Source organism: Nonomuraea sp. KM88 (assembly GCF_052245635.1).
Taxonomy (GTDB): Bacteria; Actinomycetota; Actinomycetes; order Streptosporangiales; family Streptosporangiaceae; genus Nonomuraea.
The window spans coordinates 458,459-480,051 of the sequence record NZ_JBQQCC010000002.1 but is presented as its reverse complement, the minus strand read 5'-3'; the positions used below and the strand labels follow the sequence as shown (position 1 = coordinate 480,051).

Annotated in this window: 23 protein-coding genes; 11 read left to right on the top strand and 12 right to left on the bottom strand. The window is 71.6% G+C overall.

What is annotated here, in order from left to right:
- Positions 1-41: 41 nt before the first annotated feature.
- On the top strand, positions 42-1,391 hold the full coding sequence (locus tag ACTWPV_RS07930) for an ankyrin repeat domain-containing protein (protein WP_443151211.1): 1,350 nt from the start codon (positions 42-44) through the stop codon (positions 1,389-1,391).
- A 6-nt stretch (positions 1,392-1,397) separates the two neighbouring features.
- Here ACTWPV_RS07930 and ACTWPV_RS07925 read toward each other — a convergent pair whose 3' ends face one another.
- The 4 genes from ACTWPV_RS07925 to ACTWPV_RS07910 form a co-directional block, all read right to left on the bottom strand.
- Complete coding sequence (locus tag ACTWPV_RS07925; RefSeq protein WP_347618137.1) at positions 1,398-1,985, bottom strand: HD domain-containing protein; 588 nt, start codon at positions 1,983-1,985, stop codon at positions 1,398-1,400.
- 247 nt (positions 1,986-2,232) lie between these two features.
- Positions 2,233-2,628, bottom strand: coding sequence for a hypothetical protein (locus ACTWPV_RS07920; protein ID WP_443151210.1), 396 nt, complete (start codon positions 2,626-2,628; stop codon positions 2,233-2,235).
- 302 nt (positions 2,629-2,930) lie between these two features.
- Complete coding sequence (locus tag ACTWPV_RS07915; RefSeq protein ID WP_443151209.1) at positions 2,931-3,824, bottom strand: maleylpyruvate isomerase family mycothiol-dependent enzyme; 894 nt, start codon at positions 3,822-3,824, stop codon at positions 2,931-2,933.
- Positions 3,824-4,381 carry a sigma-70 family RNA polymerase sigma factor gene (locus ACTWPV_RS07910; protein ID WP_347646746.1) on the bottom strand — a complete coding sequence of 186 codons (558 nt, stop codon included), beginning with the start codon at positions 4,379-4,381 and terminating at the stop codon, positions 3,824-3,826. The genes ACTWPV_RS07915 and ACTWPV_RS07910 overlap by 1 nt, the downstream gene beginning before the upstream one ends.
- A gap of 179 nt (positions 4,382-4,560) precedes the next feature.
- Between ACTWPV_RS07910 and ACTWPV_RS07905 the strand changes: the two genes are divergently transcribed.
- The 5 genes from ACTWPV_RS07905 (at position 4,561) to ACTWPV_RS07885 (ending at position 9,571) form a co-directional block, all read left to right on the top strand.
- Positions 4,561-4,986 (top strand): OsmC family peroxiredoxin, encoded by a 426-nt coding sequence (locus ACTWPV_RS07905; RefSeq protein WP_347646747.1) that lies wholly within the window; start codon positions 4,561-4,563, stop codon positions 4,984-4,986.
- Between the two features lie 111 nt (positions 4,987-5,097).
- Entirely contained in the window at positions 5,098-7,218 is a 2,121-nt protein-coding gene (gene glgX, locus ACTWPV_RS07900) for a glycogen debranching protein GlgX (RefSeq protein ID WP_443151208.1), read from the top strand.
- A gap of 55 nt (positions 7,219-7,273) precedes the next feature.
- On the top strand, positions 7,274-8,005 hold the full coding sequence (locus ACTWPV_RS07895) for a pyrimidine reductase family protein (RefSeq protein WP_443151207.1): 732 nt from the start codon (positions 7,274-7,276) through the stop codon (positions 8,003-8,005).
- Complete coding sequence (locus ACTWPV_RS07890; RefSeq protein ID WP_443151206.1) at positions 7,989-9,197, top strand: ATP-dependent DNA ligase; 1,209 nt, start codon at positions 7,989-7,991, stop codon at positions 9,195-9,197. Before ACTWPV_RS07895 ends, ACTWPV_RS07890 begins: the two co-directional genes overlap by 17 nt.
- A gap of 26 nt (positions 9,198-9,223) precedes the next feature.
- Positions 9,224-9,571 carry a hypothetical protein gene (locus ACTWPV_RS07885; RefSeq protein WP_347646751.1) on the top strand — a complete coding sequence of 116 codons (348 nt, stop codon included), beginning with the start codon at positions 9,224-9,226 and terminating at the stop codon, positions 9,569-9,571.
- Here ACTWPV_RS07885 and pgeF read toward each other — a convergent pair.
- Positions 9,568-10,275 (bottom strand): peptidoglycan editing factor PgeF, encoded by a 708-nt coding sequence (gene pgeF, locus ACTWPV_RS07880; protein WP_347646752.1) that lies wholly within the window; start codon positions 10,273-10,275, stop codon positions 9,568-9,570. The genes ACTWPV_RS07885 and pgeF overlap by 4 nt on opposite strands.
- Before the next feature lie 203 nt (positions 10,276-10,478).
- On the opposite strand from pgeF, the gene ACTWPV_RS07875 reads away from it, so the two are divergent.
- Positions 10,479-11,408 (top strand): U32 family peptidase, encoded by a 930-nt coding sequence (locus ACTWPV_RS07875; protein WP_443151205.1) that lies wholly within the window; start codon positions 10,479-10,481, stop codon positions 11,406-11,408.
- Between the two features lie 47 nt (positions 11,409-11,455).
- Here the strand turns inward: ACTWPV_RS07875 and ACTWPV_RS07870 are convergent, their stop codons facing one another.
- Positions 11,456-12,526 (bottom strand): class I SAM-dependent methyltransferase, encoded by a 1,071-nt coding sequence (locus ACTWPV_RS07870; protein ID WP_443151204.1) that lies wholly within the window; start codon positions 12,524-12,526, stop codon positions 11,456-11,458.
- A gap of 140 nt (positions 12,527-12,666) precedes the next feature.
- On the opposite strand from ACTWPV_RS07870, the gene ACTWPV_RS07865 reads away from it, so the two are divergent.
- Positions 12,667-14,100 (top strand): aldehyde dehydrogenase family protein, encoded by a 1,434-nt coding sequence (locus ACTWPV_RS07865; RefSeq protein ID WP_443151203.1) that lies wholly within the window; start codon positions 12,667-12,669, stop codon positions 14,098-14,100.
- Positions 14,101-14,119: 19 nt separating this feature from the next.
- Complete coding sequence (locus ACTWPV_RS07860; protein ID WP_347646756.1) at positions 14,120-14,995, top strand: tetratricopeptide repeat protein; 876 nt, start codon at positions 14,120-14,122, stop codon at positions 14,993-14,995.
- A 54-nt stretch (positions 14,996-15,049) separates the two neighbouring features.
- Here the strand turns inward: ACTWPV_RS07860 and ACTWPV_RS07855 are convergent, their stop codons facing one another.
- The 4 genes from ACTWPV_RS07855 to ACTWPV_RS07840 form a co-directional block, all read right to left on the bottom strand.
- Complete coding sequence (locus tag ACTWPV_RS07855; protein ID WP_443151202.1) at positions 15,050-15,448, bottom strand: VOC family protein; 399 nt, start codon at positions 15,446-15,448, stop codon at positions 15,050-15,052.
- A 78-nt stretch (positions 15,449-15,526) separates the two neighbouring features.
- Positions 15,527-15,835 carry an alpha/beta fold hydrolase gene (locus tag ACTWPV_RS07850; protein ID WP_443151201.1) on the bottom strand — a complete coding sequence of 103 codons (309 nt, stop codon included), beginning with the start codon at positions 15,833-15,835 and terminating at the stop codon, positions 15,527-15,529.
- A gap of 80 nt (positions 15,836-15,915) precedes the next feature.
- Positions 15,916-16,314: an RNHCP domain-containing protein gene (locus tag ACTWPV_RS07845; RefSeq protein ID WP_347646759.1), complete on the bottom strand. Its 399-nt coding sequence runs from the start codon at positions 16,312-16,314 to the stop codon at positions 15,916-15,918.
- Positions 16,314-16,673, bottom strand: coding sequence for an RNHCP domain-containing protein (locus ACTWPV_RS07840; RefSeq protein WP_443151200.1), 360 nt, complete (start codon positions 16,671-16,673; stop codon positions 16,314-16,316). Before ACTWPV_RS07840 ends, ACTWPV_RS07845 begins: the two co-directional genes overlap by 1 nt.
- Positions 16,674-16,965: 292 nt before the next feature.
- Here ACTWPV_RS07840 and ACTWPV_RS07835 point away from each other — a divergent pair, with 292 nt between their 5' ends.
- Entirely contained in the window at positions 16,966-19,431 is a 2,466-nt protein-coding gene (locus tag ACTWPV_RS07835; protein WP_443151199.1) for an acyl-CoA dehydrogenase family protein, read from the top strand.
- Here ACTWPV_RS07835 and ACTWPV_RS07830 read toward each other — a convergent pair whose 3' ends face one another.
- Both ACTWPV_RS07830 and ACTWPV_RS07825 read right to left on the bottom strand, forming a co-directional pair.
- Positions 19,432-20,118: a class F sortase gene (locus tag ACTWPV_RS07830; RefSeq protein WP_443151198.1), complete on the bottom strand. Its 687-nt coding sequence runs from the start codon at positions 20,116-20,118 to the stop codon at positions 19,432-19,434.
- Between the two features lies 1 nt (position 20,119).
- Positions 20,120-20,578, bottom strand: coding sequence for a hypothetical protein (locus ACTWPV_RS07825; protein WP_443151197.1), 459 nt, complete (start codon positions 20,576-20,578; stop codon positions 20,120-20,122).
- Between the two features lie 179 nt (positions 20,579-20,757).
- Between ACTWPV_RS07825 and ACTWPV_RS07820 the strand changes: the two genes are divergently transcribed.
- On the top strand, positions 20,758-21,567 hold the full coding sequence (locus ACTWPV_RS07820; RefSeq protein WP_443151196.1) for an MBL fold metallo-hydrolase: 810 nt from the start codon (positions 20,758-20,760) through the stop codon (positions 21,565-21,567).
- The last annotated feature ends 26 nt before the right edge of the window (positions 21,568-21,593 follow it).

Genomic DNA, 21,593 nt, shown 5'->3' with positions numbered 1-21,593 from the left:
CATGGTCCGGGGCGCGGCCGGACCAGGCTAGGGTCCCTGTCATGCATGAGGAACAGCTCTACCGCGCGGCGTTGAACGGCGATTCCGAGACCGTGGGCAAGCTGCTGGCCGGCGGCGCCGACCCCAACACGCCCAGCGAGGGCGAGGAGGAGGGCCTGCCGCTGTGCGCGGCCGCGGCCTGGGATCGCGCCGAGGTGGCCACGACGCTGCTGACGGCCGGGGCCGAGGTCGACGGCAGGGAGACCGGCGGCTGGACGGCGCTGCTGTGGGCCGCCGCCAACGGGCATGCCGCCACCGCCCGGGTGCTGATCGAGGCTGGCGCCGCGGTCGACGCGACCAACGACGACGGCGACACCCCGCTGTCGCTGGCCGCCAGGCGCGGCGCGCTGGGCGTGGTGCAGGTCCTGCTGGCGGCGGACGCCGACGCCGAGAAGTACGACGGCGACGGCGACACGCCGCTCGACATCGCGGCCGACTGGGTGGGCGTGCACCTGGAGAGCGCCCTGCTCGACCAGATCGAGCAGGAGGGCTGGGAGCACACCGTGACCCGCCAGCACACCAGGGACGGCACCGAGCTGGTCACCGTGACCGGCCGCTCGCCCGACGGCACTCAGACGGAGCAGGTGCAGGCGCAGCGCGGGCACGCGGCCGTCGCGACCCTGCTGGAGGAGGCGACGGGCGTCCACGAGCCGGTCGACCGGCTCGTGGCGCGGGCCGTGGCGCACCGCGACCTCGACGACGACGCCGAGACGTGGTGGATCGTCGCCGACTCGCTGGCCAAGCGCGGCGACGAGGAGACCTACGAGGCGCTGTCCCGGCTGTGCGTGAGCGAGGACGCCAGGGAGCGCGAGTTCGGCGTGGACGCCATCGCCCAGTTCGGCGTCACCGAGGACGAGAAGCCCTACGCCGACAGGACGCTGCCGCTGCTGGAGAAGATGGTGACCACGGAGGGCAACCCGCAGGTGCTGCGCTCGGTCCTGGCCGCGCTCGGCCACCAGGGCGATCCGAGGGCGCTGCCGTACGTGCTGGACATCCTCGGGCGTCCCGGGCACACGCGGACGATCACCGACGCGATCGCGCTGGCCGACCTGCTGCCGCCGGACCACGAGGAGGGTCTCGCGCTGCTCATCGAGATGACCCAGGACGACGACCCGGGCATCCGCGACTGGGCCACGGCCGGGCTCGCGGGCCTGTCGGCCGACACGCCCGCCATCCGGGAGGCGCTGGCGGCCCGGCTCACCGACACGAACCTGCGTGCGGTGGCCGAGGCCACGCGCGGGCTCGCGACCCGCGGCGACGAGCGGGCGGCGCAGGGGGCGGAGCGGGTGCTGGCCGAGAGCGACGACGAATACGCCAGAGACCTCGTCACCGAGCCGCCGGCAGCCGGGTGAGCGCGGTCAGTCGCCGTTGAGCACGCGGGTCACCCATTCCAGGGTCCCGGTGCTCAATGCCTCCTCCGCCAGGCGCTTCCCCGTCGTGGTCTTGATCGCCGCGAGCGAGCTGTCGATCCAGCCCTGCACGTTCTGGTGCCCCTGCTCCCGATATTCGACCGCCTGGATGAGGCACTCCAGTTTGTCGGCGTCGCGTGCGCAGACGGCCTCGAGGCTCGCCTTCTCCTCGTACTCGGCGACCGCGTCGCCCACCATGTCCGCCACCTCCGCCGACACGCCCCGCACCTGGTCGGCGGTGACGTCCTCGTTGGAGGCCGCCTTGAGGTAGCGCTTGCCGATGTAGGGGATGTCGGTGATGCGGGTCTCCTGCGTGTCATGGAACAGGCTCATGAACGCGGCCCGCTCCGGATTCGCGCCCTCCAGTTTGGCGATCATGCCCGCGATGACGGCGGCGCGGAACGAGTGCTCGGCGATGCTCTCGGGGTCGCGTACGCCCGCGACCAGCCACCCGGTCCTCTTGTAGCGCTTGAGCAGCCCGAACTCGTACAGCAGCCCGGCCAGGCCCGTCACGTCTCCCATCACGTCGTCAGTCATGTGGCCCCCTCTCGTCGTGCGCGGCGGGCCCGGCCGGCCAGCAGGCCTGGATCTGAGCCGTCCGCCAAGGATTAATCAGGATGATGGAGTCCGACCAGATTCGCAACAACCTCTGGCCATATTTCACCCCACGCCCGCATTATCCGCACTTTTCATTGAATAAATAGACGAATGCCGCGGCTGGCCATCCGGCCACGGCATTCGTCCTTTCCTTCGGAGGCGGTGAAGATACCGCCCACCGCGGGCGCTACTGGTCGACCGGCCACCAGTCGAAGAAGTCGAACCCGCCCTCGTTGTCGTCGTAGCGGGGCCTGTCCGTCTTCGTAGGCGTCGGGGACGGTGTAGGCGTCGGCGTCACCACGACGATCCGCGGCCGGACCGGCCGGTCGTCATGGTGGCGCTTGTGACGGAACTTGCGATGGTGGTGGTGATGATCGTCGTGGTGGTGGTGATGGCGACCGCCCCACCAGGGGCCCCTGGGCCAGCGGTTGCAGTGACGCTTGCACCCGAGCACCGGCTTCTCTCCCGCGACGGCCCCGACCCCGGCCGAGGCGACGGCAGCGCCTGCGCTCGCGCCGGCGATCCCCTGACTCACGGGAAGGAGCATGACGCCGGCGGCCGCGCCGGCCAGAGCCACTGACATGATGCGCCTTTTTCTCGGCGCGCTCGGTTGCCGACTTTCTGTATTCTCGTGCATTCTTTTCCGTCCATGGGTAGTTCGACCCAGAAAATCCGGTACCCATCATGATCGAGTGCCCGGACAGAGGCAGACTTACCCAGGAACGGATTCTCGTTTAACCCCATGAACCCAAACAACGCGTCAAATCAAAGGACTCCGGAGGAGAGATCGTTCAACAAGGTTTTCGCCGTTGTTTGCCCGCCGGTGGGCATGGCACGAGGATGATCTCCTGAGCCCCACGGCCGCGTCCGCCGGGACCAGCCCGGCTACGGGCCGGACAGAGCGGGTGCGGCGGTCAGGACGTCCCTGGCCAGGGCGAGGTCACCGCCCAGCTCCGCCGGGAAGGCGGCCGGGTCTCCCCTGCCCCCGAGCAGGAAGCAGAACGCCACCACGTCCGCCGTGATGCTGACGTCGGGAGTGCCCGGGGCCGTCTCCTCCACGCCCAGGGGGATGCGCCACTCGCCGCCGCCGTCGCCCGTCAAGGTGAGGTGCAGGGTGTGTCCCGCGCCGCCGTCCGTCCCCGAGAGGAGCATCGTCCAGGGCAGCAGGCGGGCGCACAGGTCGGCGGTCGGGTGGATGTGCTCCGCGATCGGGTCGGGCAGGCGGACCCCGGCCGTCGCCGCGGCGTCGGCGGTGTGGATCCAGGTCTCCAGGCTCCGGCCGAGGATGTGGTCGCCCAGCCCTGTCTCCAGGCCGTCGAGCGTGGCCGCCGTCGCGGGATCCAGGCCCGCCAGGTGCCGGCAGAGCGCGTCCGCCTGGGCGCGCCAGTCCCTGCGCGTCTGCTCGGGGCTGCGTGACCGCTCGTAGGCCTGCAGATCACGCGTACGGGCCGGCGCGTCGGCCGTGCCGATGGGCGGTCCGAGCACGGGAGCGCCGACGGAGGCGGCCAGCAGACCGTCCTTGGCGGCCAGGTGGGCGACGAGTTCCTGCAGGGTCCAGCCCTCGACGATCACGCGCGACCAGTCGTCGCCGGCCGCCTCGGCCAGCAGGGCGTCCATGGCGGCGACCCGGCCCGCGTACGGCTCCGCCCAGGCCGCGGTGGGCGCCGCGGGCCTGCGCCGGGCCCTCGCGCCGGCCAGGAGTTGGGGACGCAACGAGTGGGCCGGCACCGCCGGGTCCGCCATCAGCGCGTCCAGGTAAAGACGCTCGACGGGGTCCATCACACCTCTTCCTCCGCGAGCGCGTCCGCCAGGCGCCGTAACGCCAGCCGGATGCGCGATTTCGCCGTGCCCTCGGGCATGCCGAGCTCCTCGCCGACCTGCCGGTAGGTCCTGCCGCCGAAATAGGCGAGCTCGAGTGCCTCCCGCAGGCTGCCGGGTAACGACGTCACGGCCTGCCGCACCCGCTCGGCCTCGTCGGCGGCGAGCACGGTGTCCTCCGGCCTGGCGGGCTCGCGTTCGAACAACCGCGGCCCCAGCGCCGACACCCGGCGCCGTTCCTCCGCGCGCACGTGATCGACCGCGCGCCGGTGCGCGATCGTGGCCAGCCAGGCACGCAGGGGCCCGCGCTCCGGATCGTAGGCCAGCGGACGTTCCCAGAAGACCAGGAACACCTCCTGCGTGATGTCCTCGGCGATCACCCGATCCCTGGTGACCCGGAGGGAGAGACCGAAGATCAGCGAGGAGAGCCGGTCGTAGATCTCCCCCAGAGCGGACTCGTCTCCGCCGACCACCCGCTGGTGCAGCACGCGGTCGTCGTACGGTGCCTCCACTGGCACCACACTCCCGTTTAAATCCGGATCAAGGCGGCACGTGCGCCGCGACCCGAGCATGTCACTATTCGCGAGAAATGTAGAGCTGGATGACCAGCGAATGTCCCCCGTGCCGGTGCGCGCCTCCTCGGGGCTCGATCCGGCGCGCGGTAGCTTCGGAGATCCACGACGGAGGGAGCACCACCATGGCCACCACGCGCACCGCCACCACCCAGTGGGAGGGCGCTCTGCTCGACGGCTCGGGCAGCGTCTCGCTCGACTCGTCGGGCGCCGGCGCCTTCGAGATCTCCTGGCCGTCCAGGGCCGAGGCGGCGGGCGGCAAGACGTCTCCCGAGGAGCTCATCGCGGCCGCCCACTCGTCCTGCTTCTCGATGGCGCTCTCCCACGGGCTGGCCGGCGCCGGCACGCCCCCCACGTCGCTGCGGACCAGCGCCGACGTGACGTTCCAGCCCGGCGAGGGCATCACGGGCATCGTGCTCACGGTGAAGGGGCACGTCCCCGGCATCACGGCCGAGCAGTTCCAGCAGGCCGCCGAGACGGCCAAGGCCGGCTGCCCGGTCAGCAAGGCCCTGGCGGGCACCACCATCTCGCTCAACGCCGAGCTCCTCTAGCCTCCGCCCCGGGTCGGCCTGGCCGCGCCCACGCGCGCGGCCGGCCCGGTACGAAGGGCGATCGGCTCAGTGCAGGACCAAAACCGCTTCAACGTGCGACAATCAGTTCACATGCGCGAGGTCTGGCCGGGCGAGCCCTATCCACTCGGCGCCACCTGGGACGGCGTTGGCACCAGCTTTTCGCTGTTCTCAGAGGTCGCCGACCGGGTCGAGCTATGCCTTTTTCACGACGACGGCACCGAGGAGCGGGTCGACCTGCCCGAGGTCGACGGGTTCGTCTGGCATGGCTACCTGCCGGGCGTCCAGCCGGGGCAGCGCTACGGCTACCGCGTGCACGGGCCGTACGAACCGTCGCAGGGCCACCGGTGCAACCCCGCCAAGCTGCTGCTCGACCCCTACGCCAAGGCCATCGACGGCGAGCTGACCTGGAACCAGGCGCTGTTCCCCTACTACTTCACCGATCCCTCCCGGCGCAACTCCGAGGACAGCGGCCCCTACCTCCCGAAGAACGTCGTGATCAACCCGTTCTTCGAGTGGGGCAACGACCGGCCGCCGCGCACGCCGTACCACGAGACCGTGATCTACGAAGCCCACGTGCGGGGGCTCACCATGCGGCACCCCGGCGTGCCGCCGGACCTGCGGGGCACGTACGCGGCTGTGGGGCATCCGGCGGTCATCGAGCACCTGCTGTCGATCGGGGTGACGGCGGTCGAGCTGATGCCCGTGCACCACTACATCCCCGAGCACTTCCTGGTGGCGCGCGGGCTGACGAACTACTGGGGCTACAACACCATGGCCTACCTCGCGCCGCACGGCCGCTACTCCGGTGGCGGCACGCGCGGGGAGCAGGTGCTGGAGTTCAAGGCGATGGTGCGGGCGCTGCACGAGGCGGGCATCGAGGTCATTCTCGACGTGGTCTACAACCACACCGCCGAGGGCGACCACATGGGCCCCACCCTGGGGTTCAGGGGCATCGACAACGCCGCCTACTACCGGCTGCACGACGGTGACCGGCGCTACTACCTCGACTACACCGGCTGCGGAAACTCCCTCAACGTGCGCTCGCCGCACGCCCTGCAGCTGATCATGGACTCCCTGCGCTACTGGGTGCTGGAGATGCACGTCGACGGGTTCCGCTTCGACCTGGCCTCCGCGCTGGCCAGGGAACTGCACGACGTCGACCGGCTGAGCGCGTTCTTCGACCTGATCCAGCAGGATCCGGTGATCTCGCAGGTCAAGCTGATCGCCGAGCCGTGGGACGTGGGGCCGGGGGGCTACCAGGTCGGGAACTTCCCGCCGCTGTGGACGGAGTGGAACGGCAAATACCGCGACATCGTGCGGGATTTCTGGAGGGGCACACATTCCGCGCTGCCGGAGTTCGCCTCCCGGCTGACCGGCTCCGCCGACCTCTACGAGTCCTCCGGCCGCCGCCCGGTCGCCTCGATCAACTTCGTCACGTGCCACGACGGCTTCACCCTCACCGACCTGGTCTCGTACGACCACAAGCACAACGCCGACAACGGCGAGGACAACCGCGACGGCACCAACGACAACCGCTCGTGGAACTGCGGGGCGGAGGGGCCGGTCGAGGATCCGGGGATCGTCACGCTCCGCCGCCGCCAGCGGCGCAACTTCCTGGCCACCCTGTTCCTGTCGCAGGGCGTGCCGATGTTGTCCCACGGCGACGAGATCGGCCGCACCCAGCGCGGCAACAACAACGCCTACTGCCAGGACAACGAGCTGGCCTGGGTCGACTGGTCGATGTTGCAGACCGAGCACGAGCTGCTCGACTTCGTCAGGGCGCTGTCCAAGCTGCGCCGCGAGCACCCGGTCTTCCAGCGCCGCAGGTTCTTCCACGGCCGCCACCCCGACAACGGCAAGCGCGACCTGGTCTGGCTCACCCCCGGCGGCCGCGAGATGACGGCGGGCGACTGGCACATCAGCTACGCCAAGTCGCTGATGGTCTATCTCAACGGCGAGGCGATCACCGAGCCCGGGCCGCGCGGCGAGCGGATCGTGGACGACTCGTTCCTGCTGCTGATCAACGCCCACCACGAGAACATGTCGTTCACGCTGCCCGGCGAGGAGTTCGGCGGCGGATGGCTGCCGGTGCTCGACACCAACCACGACACGGTGGAGGACACGTTCGCCGACGAGTGGCGGGCCGGCGACCTGGTGGCGGTCACGGCACGCTCGCTCCAGGTGCTCCGCCAGCCGCGCCGGCACGCCTGACGAGGGCGGAAACCTCCGCGAGCCGATTGTCGGTGGGGTGTGCCAAGGTAGAGGAGTGCGGCGCATCTATCCCGACATACAGGACAACCCGGACATCGCGCAGGCGTACGCCTACCCCGGTGACCGGCCGTGGCTGCGCGTCAACATGGTCGCCAGCACCGACGGCGCGGCCTGGCTGAAGGGCCGCTCACGGGGGTTGTCGAGCAAGGGCGACCGGCAGATCTTCCAGACCCTGCGCGGGCTGGCCGACGTGATCGTCGCGGGCGCCGCGACCGTCCGCACCGAAGGCTACGGCCCGGTGCCGCCGCGCGACTGGTGGGCCGAGCTCCGCGAGGGCCGGCCCGAGGTGCCGCCGATCGCCGTCATCACCCGCGGCCTCGGCTTCGACCTCGACGCCGAGTTGTTCACCGACGCGCCCAGCCGGACGATCGTGATCACCTGCGAGGCCGCGCCCCGCGAGCGGCGCAAGGCGGCGGCCCGGCACTGCGACCTCGTCATCGCCGGCGACGACGAGGTCGACCTGCCACTGGCCATGGCCGAGCTGCACCAGCTCGGGCTGACCAGGATCCTGTGCGAGGGCGGCCCCCGCGTCAACGCCCAGCTCTCGGCCTGCCGGCTGATCGACGAGCTGTGCCTGTCGATCAGCCCGATGCTGGTCGGAGGCGGCGCGGCCCGCATACTCAACGGCGAGCCCGCGGAGGTTTCCCTCGATCTCAGCCAGGTGCTGGAGGAGGAGGGCGTTCTCTTCTGCACGTACACGAGGAGCACTGATGAGCGAGCCCACTGAGCCGATCACCGGGCCGACCACCGGGCCGACCACCGGGCCGACCACCGGGCCGGCCACCGGCGCCGGCGTGGCCGAGGAGCCGGAGCCGGTGCCCAACCTGCCGGTGCGCCCGCCGGTGCCGCCGATGCTGGCCAAGCCGGTCAAGACCATGCCGAAGCAGGACGGCACGCTGTTCTACGAGCCGAAGTGGGACGGCTTCCGCTGCATCATCTTCCGCGACGGCGACGAGGTCTATCTGGGCAGCCGCAAGGAGCGGCCGTTCACCCGCTACTTTCCCGAGCTGGTCGAGGCGGCCAGGGCCGAGCTGCCCGACCGGTGCGTGGTCGACGGCGAGATCGTCCTGCCGATGGGCTCCCAGCTCGACTTCGACGCGCTGCAGCAGCGCATCCATCCCGCCAAGTCGCGGGTGACGATGTTGTCGGAGCGCACGCCGGCCCAGTTCGTCGCGTTCGACCTGCTGGCCCTGGGCGACGAGTCGCTGATGGAGGCGCCGTTCTCCGAGCGCCGCGCCCGGCTGGAGGGCCTCTTCCCCGCGAAGGGCGGATCGATCCGGCTGACCCCCGTCACGACGAGCGACGAGCAGGCGCACGAGTGGTTCGAGACGTTCGAGGGCGCGGGTCTCGACGGCATCATCGTCAAGCCGGGTGACCAGCCCTACATCCCCGACAAGCGCACGATGTTCAAGGTCAAGCACGAGCGCACGGCCGACGTCGTCATCTGCGGCTACCGCGAGCACAAGTCGGGTCCGATCGTGGGCTCGCTGCTGCTCGGCCTCTACGCCGCGGACGGCCGGCTGCACCACGTGGGCGTGGCGGCGTCGTTCCCCATGGCGCGCAGGGCCGAGCTGGTCGAGGAGCTCAAACCGTACATCGCGGAGTTGAGCGAGCATCCGTGGGGCCACTGGGCCGAGCAGGCGGCGGCCAACGCCGGCCAGCCGGCCGCCGGGCCCGCGACGGGCGGGCAGCGGGTGCCCGGCGCGGTGTCGCGGTGGAACGCCAAGAAGGATCTGTCCTTCATCCCGTTGCGACCGGAGCTGGTGATCGAGGTGGCCTACGACCAGATGGAGGGCGACCGGTTCCGGCACACCGCGCAGTGGCGGCGGTGGCGGCCCGATCGCACGCCCGATTCGTGCACGTACGAGCAGCTTGAGCGTCCAGTTAGTTACAACCTTGACGCTATCCTTGCCCGCTAATCGAATATCCCGTTATATCTCGATACATGACTACTGGCGATGAGCTGAAGGCAGCCGTGTCCGCCCGCCGCGATCTCGGGCCTGACTTCGAAGACGCCGTCGTGGAGTCGTTCCTCGACAAGATGGGCCAGGAGATCGACCGGAGGGTGGACGAGCGCCTGGCCGCGTCGCCGCAGGGCCGGCAGCCGGCCCCCGCCTCGGGCCCCAGCGACGCGCAGCGGCTGGCCCTGGCGATCGTCTCGCTCAGCCTGGGCACGCTGCTCACCCTCGTGTTCGTGCTGCTCGGAGACGCCCGCGCGTCCTATCTGATCCCGGTCTGGCTCGGCATCATCATCGTGAACGCGCTCTTCAACGGCTCCCGCAAGAAGGGCTAGGCCAGCCAGATGAGCCCGGCGAACCTGCCACCGGGCGCCTCCCGGCGGTGGGAATAGAGCTCCTCCGACTCGATCGTGCAGCGCGCGTCATGGCGCACGTCCGCCACCCCCGCCGCCCGCAGCTGGGCCTCGATCCCGGCGCGCAGGTCGAGCGCGGGCGTCTGCCACGACGTCGTCGACCACGTCTGCGGCACCTTCCCCGCCACCCGCTCGCGCAGCTCGGCCGGCACCTCGTAGCAGCGGCCGCAGGCGCCCGGCCCGACCAGCGCGACCATCCGCGCCGGGTCGGCGCCCTTGCCCGCCATCGCCTCCACCAGGGCGGTCGCGATGCCCGCCTCGGTGCCCGGGCGGCCCGAATGCGCGGCGCCGACCAGCCGCGCCACCGGGTCGGCCACCAGCACCGCCGGGCAGTCCGCCCCGAGCGAGGCCAGCGCCAGCCCCGGCTCGGTGGTGAACACCCCGTCGAGCGCGGGCGGCTCGTCGCCGAACGGCTCGCTCACGAAGGCGACGTCGGTGCCGTGAACCTGGCGCATGAAGACCACGGCGCGCACCCGCAGCTCGGCCGCCAGGGCCGCGCGGTTGGCCCGCACGGCCGCCGGATCGTCGCCGACCATCCCGCCGAGATTGCGCGAACCGTAGGGCGGGGCGCTGACCCCTCCGTGCCGATCGGTGACGGCGACATGCACTCCAGGGGCCAGCAGCATGCCTCGATCTTAGAGGCAGGGCCGGGCGGCGGGACGCTCCGGCCGCCCGCGCGGCAGGTGAGCTACCGTGGCAGCGCGTACGGACCTGGGATTCCCCCCGGCACGGCGCACCGGCCGCCCGTGCGTGGGCGGCCGGCCACATGGACCCGCGGACCGGCCAGGCGGCACCGGCCGGGCGCGGAGCTACGCGGGAGGAGACCCCGATGACCAGCCTCGCCGACCTGCACGCGCTGATGGCCGGGCTCGGGCACCCGGTGGTGCGGGCCGCCGTCCCCTCGGCGGCCCGGTTCGCGGACGGCGCCCCCTACCGCTTCGAGATCCCCAGCGTCGAGGGGCCTGAGGTGCTGGAGGCGGTCGTCGCGGAGGCCGACAGGCTCGGCGTGCCGGTCGCCAGGACCTCGCAGGGCAGCGGCGTGATGATGCTGACCGACGCCGAGATCGCGCGGATGGCGCGGATCGGCGCCGAGCGCGGCATGGAGGTGAACCTGTTCCTCGGCCCGAGGGCCGCCTGGGACACGGGCGGGCAGGCCAAGCTGACGCAGGCCGTGAGCGCGGCGGCGCGCGGGAACGCCATGGTGGCGGCGTGCGTGGCCGACGCATTGCGGGCCTGCTCGCACGGCATCCGCAGCCTGCTCGTCGGCGACCTGGGCGTGCTGGAGGTGCTGCGGGAGCTCAAGGAGGACGGCACGCTGCCGGCCGCTCTGGTGCTGAAGACGTCCGTGCTGATGCCGCTCACCAACGCGCCCACCGCGGCGGTCTACGAGCGCCTGGGCGCGACCACGGTCAACGTCGGCACCGACCTGACCGTGCCGCACCTGGCCGAGATCAGGGCCGCCACCCGGCTGCCGATCGACCTCTACCTGGAGGTGCCCGACGACCAGGGCGGGTTCGTACGCTTCTACGAGGCGGTCGAGATCGTACGCGCCGCGGCCCCTGTCTATCTCAAGATGGGGCTGCGGAACGCACCGAACATCTACCCGTCGGGCGGGCACCTCGGCGTGGTGCCGAAGGAGCTGGGCCGCGAGCGGGTGCGCCGGGCGGCGCTGGTGCGGCAGCTGATCGAGCAGCTCGACCCCGAGCTGCAGCGGCCGGCCGGCGGGCCCGCGGCCGACCTGGGCGTGCCGGTGATCTGAGCGGCCCCAGGGCGGCACGTCCCGAGCCGATGCCGTGCGGCGGCGGTTCAGTCGAACCGGTGGACCGTGAGCGGGCCGCCGCCCCAGCGGCCGATCGCCTCCTCGTCGGCGAAGGCCAGCACGCGCATCATGTTGCCGCCGTCGCTGAGCTCCACGTTGCGGCGCAGCCGCCGGCGCAGGTCCTCCGGCAGGGCGGTGGTGCCCGCCTCGATCGTGTCGCCGTAGTGCGGGGCGAAGGCGACGCCCGCGAAGCCGGTGCGGCGCAGCAGCGTGGGCACGGTCTCGGAGGAGTAGAACATCAGGTGGTTCTTGGTGAAGCCGCTCCACCCGTTCCCGTACGCCTTGAGCAGCAGCGACCGGGCGTTGACGGTCAGGATGAGCAGCACCCCGCCGGGTGCGAGCAGGCTGCGGAACTTCGCGAAGTCGTCCAGCGGCCTGGGCAGGTGCGCGAGCACCGACCAGAGGGTGATCACGTCGAACCCGCCTGCGGCGATCTCCGGCACGTCCTCGGGCGCGCCGTGGAAGGTTCTCGCCTTGCTGAGCCGCTCGTTCGCCTGGGCGACGGACTCGGGCGACAGGTCCACCCCGAAGGCCTCGAACCCGCGCTGCTCGGCCAGTTCGAGGAACAGGCCGACCCCCGAGCCGAAGTCGAGCAGCCGCCGCTCCTTGCCCTCGTCGAAGACCGGCGAGAACGCCTTCATGGTCAGGTCGTAGCGGCGCTGCCGGTTGGCGGCGTACTTACCGGTCAGGAACGAGTTGTAGCCGGTGGCGTACAGGTCGCCGAGGCGTTCGGGGCGGACGTTCGGGTTGCGGTAGAGGAAGCCGCAGCAGGGGCAGCGGACGACGTGATAGCGCCAGCCGTTGCCTCCGGTGGGCTCGAAGAGCGGTTGCTGGCGGGACTCGCCGCACATCATGCAGGTCAGGAATTCCTCGATCTCGCCCAGCGGCCTGCTGCGCTCATAGTCGGCCAGCGGCATGATCGGGGCGTTCCTGATCAGCCGCTTCCACTGCACCTCCCTGATCAGCCGCTCACCGGGCCGGACGTAGACCCGCTGGCCCCAGGGAACGCGGTTGTACCGTTTGCCGTACATCAGTCGGCCTAGCAATCTTTTTGTCATCTCCACCACCCTGCGGGCGTTCTGCCCTGACGGAGACGACCTAATGCGTCCAGGTTCGAGCGCTTTACGTGATCTTTGGCGTACGTGCCTTCCGTCCGTCGCGCTGGCCTCCCTATCCAAGCAAGCATATGCTTGGTCACGTGGCTGACTATCGGAATCTCATCGGGGGCGAGCTGGTGGCCGCCACCCGGACGATCGACTCGGTCAACCCGGCCACCGGCGAGGTGTGGGCCCGCATCCCGGCCGGCGGCGCCGCCGAGGCGCAGGCCGCCGTGGCGGCGGCCGAGCAGGCGTTGCCCGCCTGGTCGAGCCTGCCCGCCGCGGCCAGGGCACACGTCCTGCGCAAGGTCTCCGAGTTGTTCGGCCGCCACGCCGGGGATCTGGCCCGGCTGGAGACCCGCGACAACGGCAGGATCCTGCGCGACACCCTCAAACGGGACCTGCCGGGCATGGCGTACCTGTGGCAGCTCGCCGCCGGGAAGTGCCTCGACGCGGTCAAGGGCGACACCGTCCTTCTCGGCCCCGACACGCTCGGGCTGACCCGGCGCGAACCCTACGGCGTGGTGGTCTGCATCATCCCGTGGAACTCCCCCATCTCGACCTTCTCGGCCAAGGCCGCCTACGCGCTGGCCGCCGGCAACACGGTCATCGTCAAACCCGCGGAGCAGGCGAGCGCCTCCGTGCTGCGACTCGGCGAGCTGCTCGCGGACGTGTTCCCGCCCGGCGTGCTGAACATCGTCAGCGGCCTGGGCGAGGACGTCGGAGACGCCCTGGTGCGCCACCGCGGCGTCGGCAAGGTCAGCCTCACCGGATCGACCGCGACCGGCCAGGCGATCACGCGCGCCTCCGCCGACGCGCTGAAGCCGATGACGTTCGAGCTGGGCGGGAAGTCGCCCAACATCGTCTTCCCCGACGCCGACCTGGACGCGGCCGCCCAGGGCGTGACCGTGAACTCCGTGTACACCGGCAACGCCGGCCAGGTGTGCGTGGCCGGCTCGCGCATCCTCGTCCACCACTCGATCTGGGACGAGATGCTCGGCCGCATCAAGCACATCTGCGCGGGCCTCGTCCTGGACGACCCGCTCGACCTGCGGACCACGATGGGGCCGATCGTCTCCGCCGGCCAGTACGAGCGCGTGACGTCGTACCTCGAACTGGCCGAGAAGGAGGGCGCCGAACGCGTCTTCGGCGGCCGGACCGGCGCCGACGTGGTGCCAGGCCTGCCCGGCGGCTACTGGGTCGAGCCCACCCTCTACACCACCACGGACAACGCGCTGCGCGTCTGCCAGGAGGAGATCTTCGGGCCGGTGGCGGTGGCCATCCCGTTCGGGTCGGACGAGGAGGCGCTGGCCATCGCGAACGACTCGCCGTACGGGCTGGCGGCCGGCGTGTGGACGCGCGACCTCGGCCGCGCGCACCGCTTCGTGCGCGATCTGCGCAGCGGCACGGTGTGGGTGAACACCTTCCGCCAGATGCCGCCGGGGCTCCCGTTCGGCGGCGTGAAGGACAGCGGGTACGGCCACGACTCGGTGCTCGAGTTCACCCGCGAGAAGGCGGCCATTATCCAGATCTAGTCGGATAGATTTACCTCCCATGAGCGAGGGGATCAAGGAAGAGTCCGGGCTGTCGGAGGCGGCCGCCCAGTCGCGCGCGTCGGTGCTGCGCAGCCGCGCGGAATCGTACATCGCCCTGTCGCGGCACGACGCCGCGATCGCGGACCTGACCGAGGCGATCACGCTGGCGCCGGACAACGCCCGCGCCTGGCGGCTGCGCGGCGAGAGCCACCGCATCATCGAACGGTACGACGCCGCGCTGGAGGACTTCGACGAGGCGCTGAAGCTGGAGCCGGACAGCGCGTACGCCCTCGGCTCGCGGGGCCAGACCTACGCCGCGCTCGACCGCCTGGACGACGCCATGGCCGACTTCGAGCACGCGCTCACCCTCTCCCCCGGCTCGTTGTGGATCCTGGAGGCGAAGGCGGACGCTCTAGTGGGCCTGGACCGGATCGACGAGGCCCTGGCCGAGCACGCGAAGATCATCGCCTTGGACGAGGACCTGGCCTACTCCTGGGTGGCCCGCGGCGACCTGTACCAGCGGATCAACCTGTACGCCGAGGCCATCGACGACTACACGAAGGCGCTGGAGGCCGACCCCGAGTACGTGCGCGCGCTGAGCAGGAGGGGCGAGGCGTACCGCATGACCGACCGGTACGACGAGGCGCTGGCCGACCTCAACCGCGCGCTGGAGCTGGACCCGGAGAACGACCGCGCCTACGGCAGCCGGGGCGCCGTGCTGAGCGAGATGGGCGACGACGAGGCGGCGTTGAAGGACCTGAACCGGGCGATCGAGCTGGACGCCGACTACATCTGGGCGTACCGGGTGCGGGGCGAGATCCTGCAGGAGCTGGACCGCCACGAGGAGGCGGTGGCCGACTTCTCCCAGGCCCTGCACCTGGAATTCGGCGACTGAGTTCGGCGACTCAGTTCGGCGACTGAGGCCGGCGGCTTCGGCGACCGGACCTGGTCAGCGGGGGTCGCGGCGCAGGGGATGGCCGGGCGGCACCTGCACCAGCACGATGCGATGACCGTCGGGGTCGGCGATCCACGTCTCGATGAGCCCCCACGGCTCGGTGCGGGCCTCGCGCAGGACGGTCACTCCCGCCCGCCGCAACCGCTCCTCCTCGGCCGCCACGTCGCGCACCTGCAACCAGAGCGACATCCCCGCGCCCCCGCCGCCGCCCCCACTGCCACTGCCACTGCCGGACAGCTCCAGGAACCCCTGGCCGAGGAAGAACACGACACCCGGATGGTCGGGCGGGCCGAACTCGCGGTAGACGGCCAGCCCGAGCGTCTCGGCGTAGAAGCGGCGGCTGCGGTCGAGATCGTTCGGCCGCAGCAGGATCCGGCTGCTCAGCACCTCCATGCCCCTGCCTCTACCCGCCCTCACCGCCGGAAGCCCTGTCTCCGGGTAGCCCGGCTTGCCGGGGGAGCCGCGCCGGGGTCACGCGGCGTGCGCGGCCGGCCATTCCAGGGCGGCCTCGCCGGTGCGCAGGGCGGAGATGTGACCTTCACCGGAAAGCAGCCAGAGCTCCACCGCCGGCCCTGACACGTCGACCACGGCCCCGACCCGATCGGGCAGCATGGCCGCGCAGGCCAGAGCGTGCGAGCCGCCCCCGGAATGGCCCATCACCGCGAACCTGCCGATGCCCAGCTCGTCGGCGACCGGCCCATCGCCGGCCGCTGCCGGGCCCGTGTCATACACGTGGAGGGTGCGGCCGTCGCCGAGGTTCAGATCGTGTTCGCTGACCACGCGGGAAGCCTGATGCCACGGGCCGGCAGGACGCGGGGGCCTCCGTAGGGCGAGGTACGGAGGCCCTGGTCGCGGACCCGTCAGAGGGCCAGCAGGGCGCTGACCGGCAGGCGGGTGTCGTACAGCGGGCGGATGGCGATGCGCAGCAGCGCCAGCGCGTTGTCGTCGCCCGCGATGCGGTTGGCGCTGAGCTCGCCGCAGGACTGGCAGTGATGGATGATCAGCCACTCCCCGTCCTGGCGGACGCTGACGCTCAGCGCCGCCATCCGGCCCCGGCAGGCGGCCCGCCTGTCGCCGGGGACCCGGTGGTCGACGTGCAGGCTGGTCAGGCAGTGCGGGCAGTGGTTGCGGTGCGCGGTGCCCGGCGCGATCACCGGCACGTCGAGGCGGCACCCGACGCAGCGGAACGCGTCGCCGGGTGCCCGATGGTGTGCCTTGCGCCGTTGCGGCCGTTCACGCTCCGTTCTCCTGCGCGGCATCAGAGGTCGCCGAACGCTTCGAGCGGGAACGGCGGCTGCGCCAGCGGGCGTACGGCCATGCGCATGAGGATGAGCTGGTTGTCGTCCCCGCAGATGGGGTTGGACGTCAGCTCACCGCACCTGGTGCAGCGGTGGATGAGCATCCAGTCGCCGGTGCGCAGGACGGCGATCGAGATCGGGATCATCCGCGACCCGCACTCCGACGGGCCGCCTTCCACGTGGTCGAGCACGTGCTGCGAGTGCAGGCAGCTCGGGCAGTGGTTGCGCCGGGTGCCGTCGGGCGCGTTCGCGGCCACGGTCAGGCCGCAGCGCACGCATGGGAACGTCTCAGTGGTCGTGATGAAACGATGGGTGGACAACCTGGGAACTCCTTGCCGAATGGATCACGAAAGAGCAGCAAGGTGCGCCAAGCGGGCCTCGCGGGCACGCTGGATACGGCAGGCGGTCCGGCAGGTCAGAGCAGACCTCAGAAGCAGGAGCAGCCCGTGGTACGGCGAGGCGCGCGTGGCGCGACGGCAGGCATTCATCCCCCCGCTTCCTGGGCACGGCGGCCCACAGACGTCACTGTCAGGACAGCAGCGAGAGTAACGGTCGGGGCCCGGCGGCCGCGAATGGTTTTCGCCGGCCGAATAACGTTCTAGATTCGTGCGCATGGGCATCGGGCTGACCGAGGAACACCAGGCGCTCGCCGACTCCGTACGAGGGTTCGCCGGGCGGTCGTCCGGCCACGCCGCGCTGGCCGGTCAGGGCCTGCTGGGCCTGCTGGGCCTGCACCTGCCCGAGGAGGTGGGCGGACAGGGATACGGGCTGCTGGAGTTGTGCGTCGCCCTCGAAGCGCTGGGCGAGCAGCGGGTCACCGGCGCCTACCTGCCGACGGTCGTGGTGTCGGCGGCGCTCGCCTGGGCGGGCGCCGGCGGGCACGGCGAAGGACAGGACCTGCTCCGGGCACTCGCCGACGGCTCCTCGACCGCCACCGTCGTGCTCCCCGCCCTGCCCCCCATTTCAGGGCCCCCCATTTCAGGGCCCCCCATCACACCGCCCTCCACCACACCGCCCGCAGCCGTCTCACCCACCCGGCCGGCCGCCGCCGCGGCGCCTGACCGACCGGCCGCGGGGCCGACCGCAGGGCCGACCACGGGGCCGACCACGGGGCCGGCCGCCGGCAGTGGCCTTCTCGCGCTGGGGCCGGCGACGGCCGACCTTTTCCTCGTCCCGGCCGGCGGAGGCACATGGGCGGTGCTGGATCGCGCCGGCGTCGTCGCCGAGCCCGTGGACGGGGTGGATCTCGACAGGAAGCACTGTTCCGTCACCGTGCGGGCCGCACCCGCCGGCCGTACGGTCGACAGCCCGGTCCCCTCCGTCCCGACGGCGAACGACCGGCCGGCGGGCCGTTCCATGCCCGCGGACCGGATGGCTGCCGGGCGGCTGCTGGACGGCGTACCGGTACGGGAGATCGCGGCGGTGCTGCTCGGGGCCGACGCGTGCGGCGTCGCCGCGTGGGCGGTCACGACGGCGGCCGAGCACGCCAAGGTGCGCGAGCAGTTCGGGCGGCCCATCGGGCAGTTCCAAGGAGTCAAACACCGGGTGGCCGCCGCCCTGGTGGCTCTGGAGCAGGCCCGTGCCGCCGTGTGGGATGCCGCCAGAGCCATGGACGGCGCCCGGACCATGGACGGCGCGGCCCGCAGTGACACGAACCGCGACGACGCGAGCAGGGCCGACGCGAGCAACGCTGACGCGAGTAGGGCCGACGCGAGCAGGGACGGTGGGGTGCCTGCCCTTGGGGGCGAGGTCAGGCTGGCGGTAGGGGTGGCGGCCGTGCTCGGGCCGGATGCGGCGGTACGGTGCACGGCGGACACGATCCAGGTGCTGGGCGGCATCGGCTACACCTTCGAGCACGACGCGCACCGCTACTACCGCCGAGCCCTGTCCGGCCGGATGCTGGCGGGAGATCCCGGGCCGTGGGCCGAGGAGGTGGCCGGGCTCGCGGTGTCGGGGGCACGTCGCCGGATGGAGCCGGACCTGCCCGAGGAGGCCGCCGCCGTCAGGGACACCATCAGGGCGCAGGCCCGGTCGCTGCGCGCGGCGAGCCCGGCGGAACGGCGCGACCGGCTCGCGCGAGAAGGCTGGATGATGCCGCACCTCCCCCGGCCGTGGGGCAGGGACGCCACACCGCTCGAACAGGTGATCATCCACCAGGAGTTCCGCGACCTCGGGCGGCCGAACCTGGGCATCGCCGCCTGGGCGGTCCCTTCCGTCGTCCGGTACGGCAGCCGCGAGCAGCAGGAACGTTTCCTGCCGGGCACGTTCGCCGGAGAGATCGTGTGGTGCCAGCTCTTCAGCGAGCCGGGCGCGGGATCCGACCTGGCCGGGCTGTCCACGAAGGCCGCCCGGGTGGAGGGCGGCTGGGCGCTGACCGGTCAGAAGATCTGGACGTCCCTCGCGCAGCACGCCCACTGGGGCATCTGCCTGGCCCGGACTTCTCCCGATAAATCAAAACATGACGGCATCACGTACTTTCTGGTGGACATGGCTTCGCCGGGCATCACCGTACGACCGCTCAAGGAGATCAACGGGGCGGAGGTCTTCAACGAGGTCTTCCTCGACGGCGTGTTCGTACCGGACGACCTTGTCGTCGGCGAGGTGGACGCGGGCTGGCGGGTGGCCCGCGACACGCTCTCCCACGAACGCGTCGCGCTGGGCGACTCGTGGGGCCCGGGTTCCCAGCACACCGACATGGCCGAGCTCATCACGAGGCTGCCCCCGCTCCGGCAGTCGCAGCGGGAGCAGGCCGGCCGGCTGTGGGCGGAGGGTCAGGCCATCTCGGCGCTCGGCCTGCGCGCCACCCTCCAGAAGTTGTCCGCCGCCGGCCGCGACCGGGCCGGATCGAGCCGCCGCGTGCCCGGCGGGGATCCGGCGACCGCGTCCAGCGTGCGCAAGCTGCTCGGCATGCGGCACGCGCAGGCGATCTCGGAGTTCTGCTGGTCGCTGGCCCCGGCGGACCGGCACTGGAACCGCATGATCCTCACCACCCGCGCGTTCACGATCGGCGGCGGCACGACGGAGGTGCAGCTCAACATCGTCGCCGAGCGCGCGCTCGGCCTGCCGCGCGACCCGTGATCAGCTTCCGGGATAGTACGGCGCCGCCAGGTGCGCGTACACGATCGTGTTGTCCTCATAGCTGTGCGCCCGCCGGTCGAACGCCCCGCCACAGGTCACCAGCCGCAACCCCGGGTAGGAGAGCCTGGCGTAGACCTTCTTCGCGGGGAAGCGGCGCTTCGGGGTGTGCTCGACCTTGTCGACGACGAAGACGGCCACCGAGCGGTCGGCGCGCAGCACCTGCACCTGGTCGCCGCGCTTGACCTTCTTCAGGCTCGCGAAGACGGCGGGGCCGGTCCTGGTGTCCAGGTGGCCGGTGATCACGGCTGCGCCGCGCTGGCCGGGGACGGGCCCGTAGCGGTACCAGCCGGCCCGGTTCGGCGGGTCGAACGGCGGGTTCTCGATGGCGCCGCCGGCGTCCAGGCCCAGCTCCATGAGCGGGGCTGCCACACCGATGGACGGGATGTAGACGGCCGTGGGCCGGGCGGCCCGCATGGGCTCGGCCACCTCGGACAGCGGCACGTCCTTGAGGAGCACGCCGCTGGTGGGTGCCGGCGACTCGTGACGTATGGCGGCGGGCTCCGGCCGGCCGCCCACGATGCCGCTGAGCCCGAGCCCGATCAGCAGCACTCCGGCCAGCGACACGACCGTCGCGACCAGCACGATCGACCGCTGTCCCGGCGCGCGGCCCTCCGCGGGTCCGGCCACCCTAGGCGACACCCCTGCGGCGCCGGATGGCGAGCCCGGCCAGCCCGGCCCCGGCCAGCAGCGCCGTCCCGCCCAGGGCGAACGGCCACACCGGCCCGCCCGGCGCGAGCGCGCCGCCACCGGTCTCCGGATGCCCCTCGGGAACCCGGTGCTCGTGTTCGGCGGCCGGACGCCAGGGGTCGCCGGACTCCACCGTTCCCGACCAGGAATCGGCCGGTTTCGGCTCGTGCGACCAGGACTCCTCGGACCCGTGCTCGTCCGGCCCCGGCTCGGGCACGGGATCGCCGGAGGGCTCGTCGCAGAGGATCGGCAGCGGGAGGAGGCAGGTGGGCAGCTCGACCGGCAGCAGATCGTCGGACGAGGCGGAGGCGGAGGCAGGGCTGAGGCCTGCTGCCAGGCTCGCGCCCGCGATCGCGAAGGCGGCCATCGCGCCGGCCACGAGACGTCGCGCTCTTGCCATGTGAAGGCTCCAAGATCGGTTGGACGTCCCCCGATGCACAAGAGAGCCTTGCGAACTATTAGATCGGGAGTCAAGTTATGTGATCGAAGTGAAACCGACCGGACACGGAGGGTTTGGGATCTTTCTGAGGTGGCAGGAGACAAGGCCGTAAAGGGGATGAAGGTCAGGGGTGAGCCGCCGTGAAGGGCAGCCTGCAGTTCATCGGCAACGCGACCGTGCTGATCCGCTACAACGGCTTCACGCTGCTGACGGATCCCAACTTCCTGCACCGGGGACAGCTCGCCTACCTCGGCTACGGTCTGGCCTCGCGCCGCCTCACCGACCCCGCCGTCGAGATCGAGGATCTGCCGCCGCTCGACGCGGTGGTGCTGTCCCACATGCACGGCGACCACTGGGACCGGGTGGCACGCAAGGGCCTGGACAAGGCGACGCCGATCATCACGACGACCGCGGCGGCCGGTCGGCTGCGTCGCGGCGGCTTCCGCGCGAGCGTGGGGCTGGAGCAGTGGCAGCAGCACGAGCTGCACGGCCCCGGCGGCCTGGTGAAGATCACCGCCCTGCCGGCCAGACACGCGCCGGGCCCGGCCGAGGCGCTGCTGCCGCCGGTGATCGGCACGATGCTGGAGTTCTGCAACCGGGACGAGCGGGTGGAGCTGACCATGCACATCAGCGGCGACACCCTGCTCGACCGCCGCCTCGACGCCATCCCGCGCCGCTTCCCCGACATCGACCTGGCCGTGGTGCACCTGGGCGGCACGAAGCTGCTCGGCACGATGCTGGTCACCATGGACGGCGAGCAGGGTGCCGCCTGGGTGGACCTGATCCGTCCGCACACCGTCGTGCCCGTGCACTACGACGACTACACCGTGTTCAGCTCGCCGCTGGACGACTTCCGCCACCACATCGAGCAGGCCGGACTGTCCGGCAAGGTCGTCTACCTGGAGAGGGGCGAGGTGCGCGAGCTGATCCCGCACCACCTCGTACGCTGATCGGTCACGACACACCGGCCGGGCGC

What these genes read in the sequence shown, in the direction of transcription:
- ACTWPV_RS07930 (WP_443151211.1), top strand. Translation starts at nt 42, where the DNA reads ATGCATGAGGAACAGCTCTACCGCGCGGCGTTGAACGGCGATTCCGAG.
- ACTWPV_RS07925 (WP_347618137.1), bottom strand. Translation starts at nt 1,985, where the DNA reads ATGACTGACGACGTGATGGGAGACGTGACGGGCCTGGCCGGGCTGCTG.
- ACTWPV_RS07920 (WP_443151210.1), bottom strand. Translation starts at nt 2,628, where the DNA reads ATGTCAGTGGCTCTGGCCGGCGCGGCCGCCGGCGTCATGCTCCTTCCC.
- ACTWPV_RS07915 (WP_443151209.1), bottom strand. Translation starts at nt 3,824, where the DNA reads ATGGACCCCGTCGAGCGTCTTTACCTGGACGCGCTGATGGCGGACCCG.
- ACTWPV_RS07905 (WP_347646747.1), top strand. Translation starts at nt 4,561, where the DNA reads ATGGCCACCACGCGCACCGCCACCACCCAGTGGGAGGGCGCTCTGCTC.
- glgX (WP_443151208.1), top strand. Translation starts at nt 5,098, where the DNA reads ATGCGCGAGGTCTGGCCGGGCGAGCCCTATCCACTCGGCGCCACCTGG.
- ACTWPV_RS07890 (WP_443151206.1), top strand. Translation starts at nt 7,989, where the DNA reads ATGAGCGAGCCCACTGAGCCGATCACCGGGCCGACCACCGGGCCGACC.
- ACTWPV_RS07885 (WP_347646751.1), top strand. Translation starts at nt 9,224, where the DNA reads ATGACTACTGGCGATGAGCTGAAGGCAGCCGTGTCCGCCCGCCGCGAT.
- pgeF (WP_347646752.1), bottom strand. Translation starts at nt 10,275, where the DNA reads ATGCTGCTGGCCCCTGGAGTGCATGTCGCCGTCACCGATCGGCACGGA.
- ACTWPV_RS07875 (WP_443151205.1), top strand. Translation starts at nt 10,479, where the DNA reads ATGACCAGCCTCGCCGACCTGCACGCGCTGATGGCCGGGCTCGGGCAC.
- ACTWPV_RS07870 (WP_443151204.1), bottom strand. Translation starts at nt 12,526, where the DNA reads ATGACAAAAAGATTGCTAGGCCGACTGATGTACGGCAAACGGTACAAC.
- ACTWPV_RS07860 (WP_347646756.1), top strand. Translation starts at nt 14,120, where the DNA reads ATGAGCGAGGGGATCAAGGAAGAGTCCGGGCTGTCGGAGGCGGCCGCC.
- ACTWPV_RS07855 (WP_443151202.1), bottom strand. Translation starts at nt 15,448, where the DNA reads ATGGAGGTGCTGAGCAGCCGGATCCTGCTGCGGCCGAACGATCTCGAC.
- ACTWPV_RS07845 (WP_347646759.1), bottom strand. Translation starts at nt 16,314, where the DNA reads ATGCCGCGCAGGAGAACGGAGCGTGAACGGCCGCAACGGCGCAAGGCA.
- ACTWPV_RS07835 (WP_443151199.1), top strand. Translation starts at nt 16,966, where the DNA reads ATGGGCATCGGGCTGACCGAGGAACACCAGGCGCTCGCCGACTCCGTA.
- ACTWPV_RS07825 (WP_443151197.1), bottom strand. Translation starts at nt 20,578, where the DNA reads ATGGCAAGAGCGCGACGTCTCGTGGCCGGCGCGATGGCCGCCTTCGCG.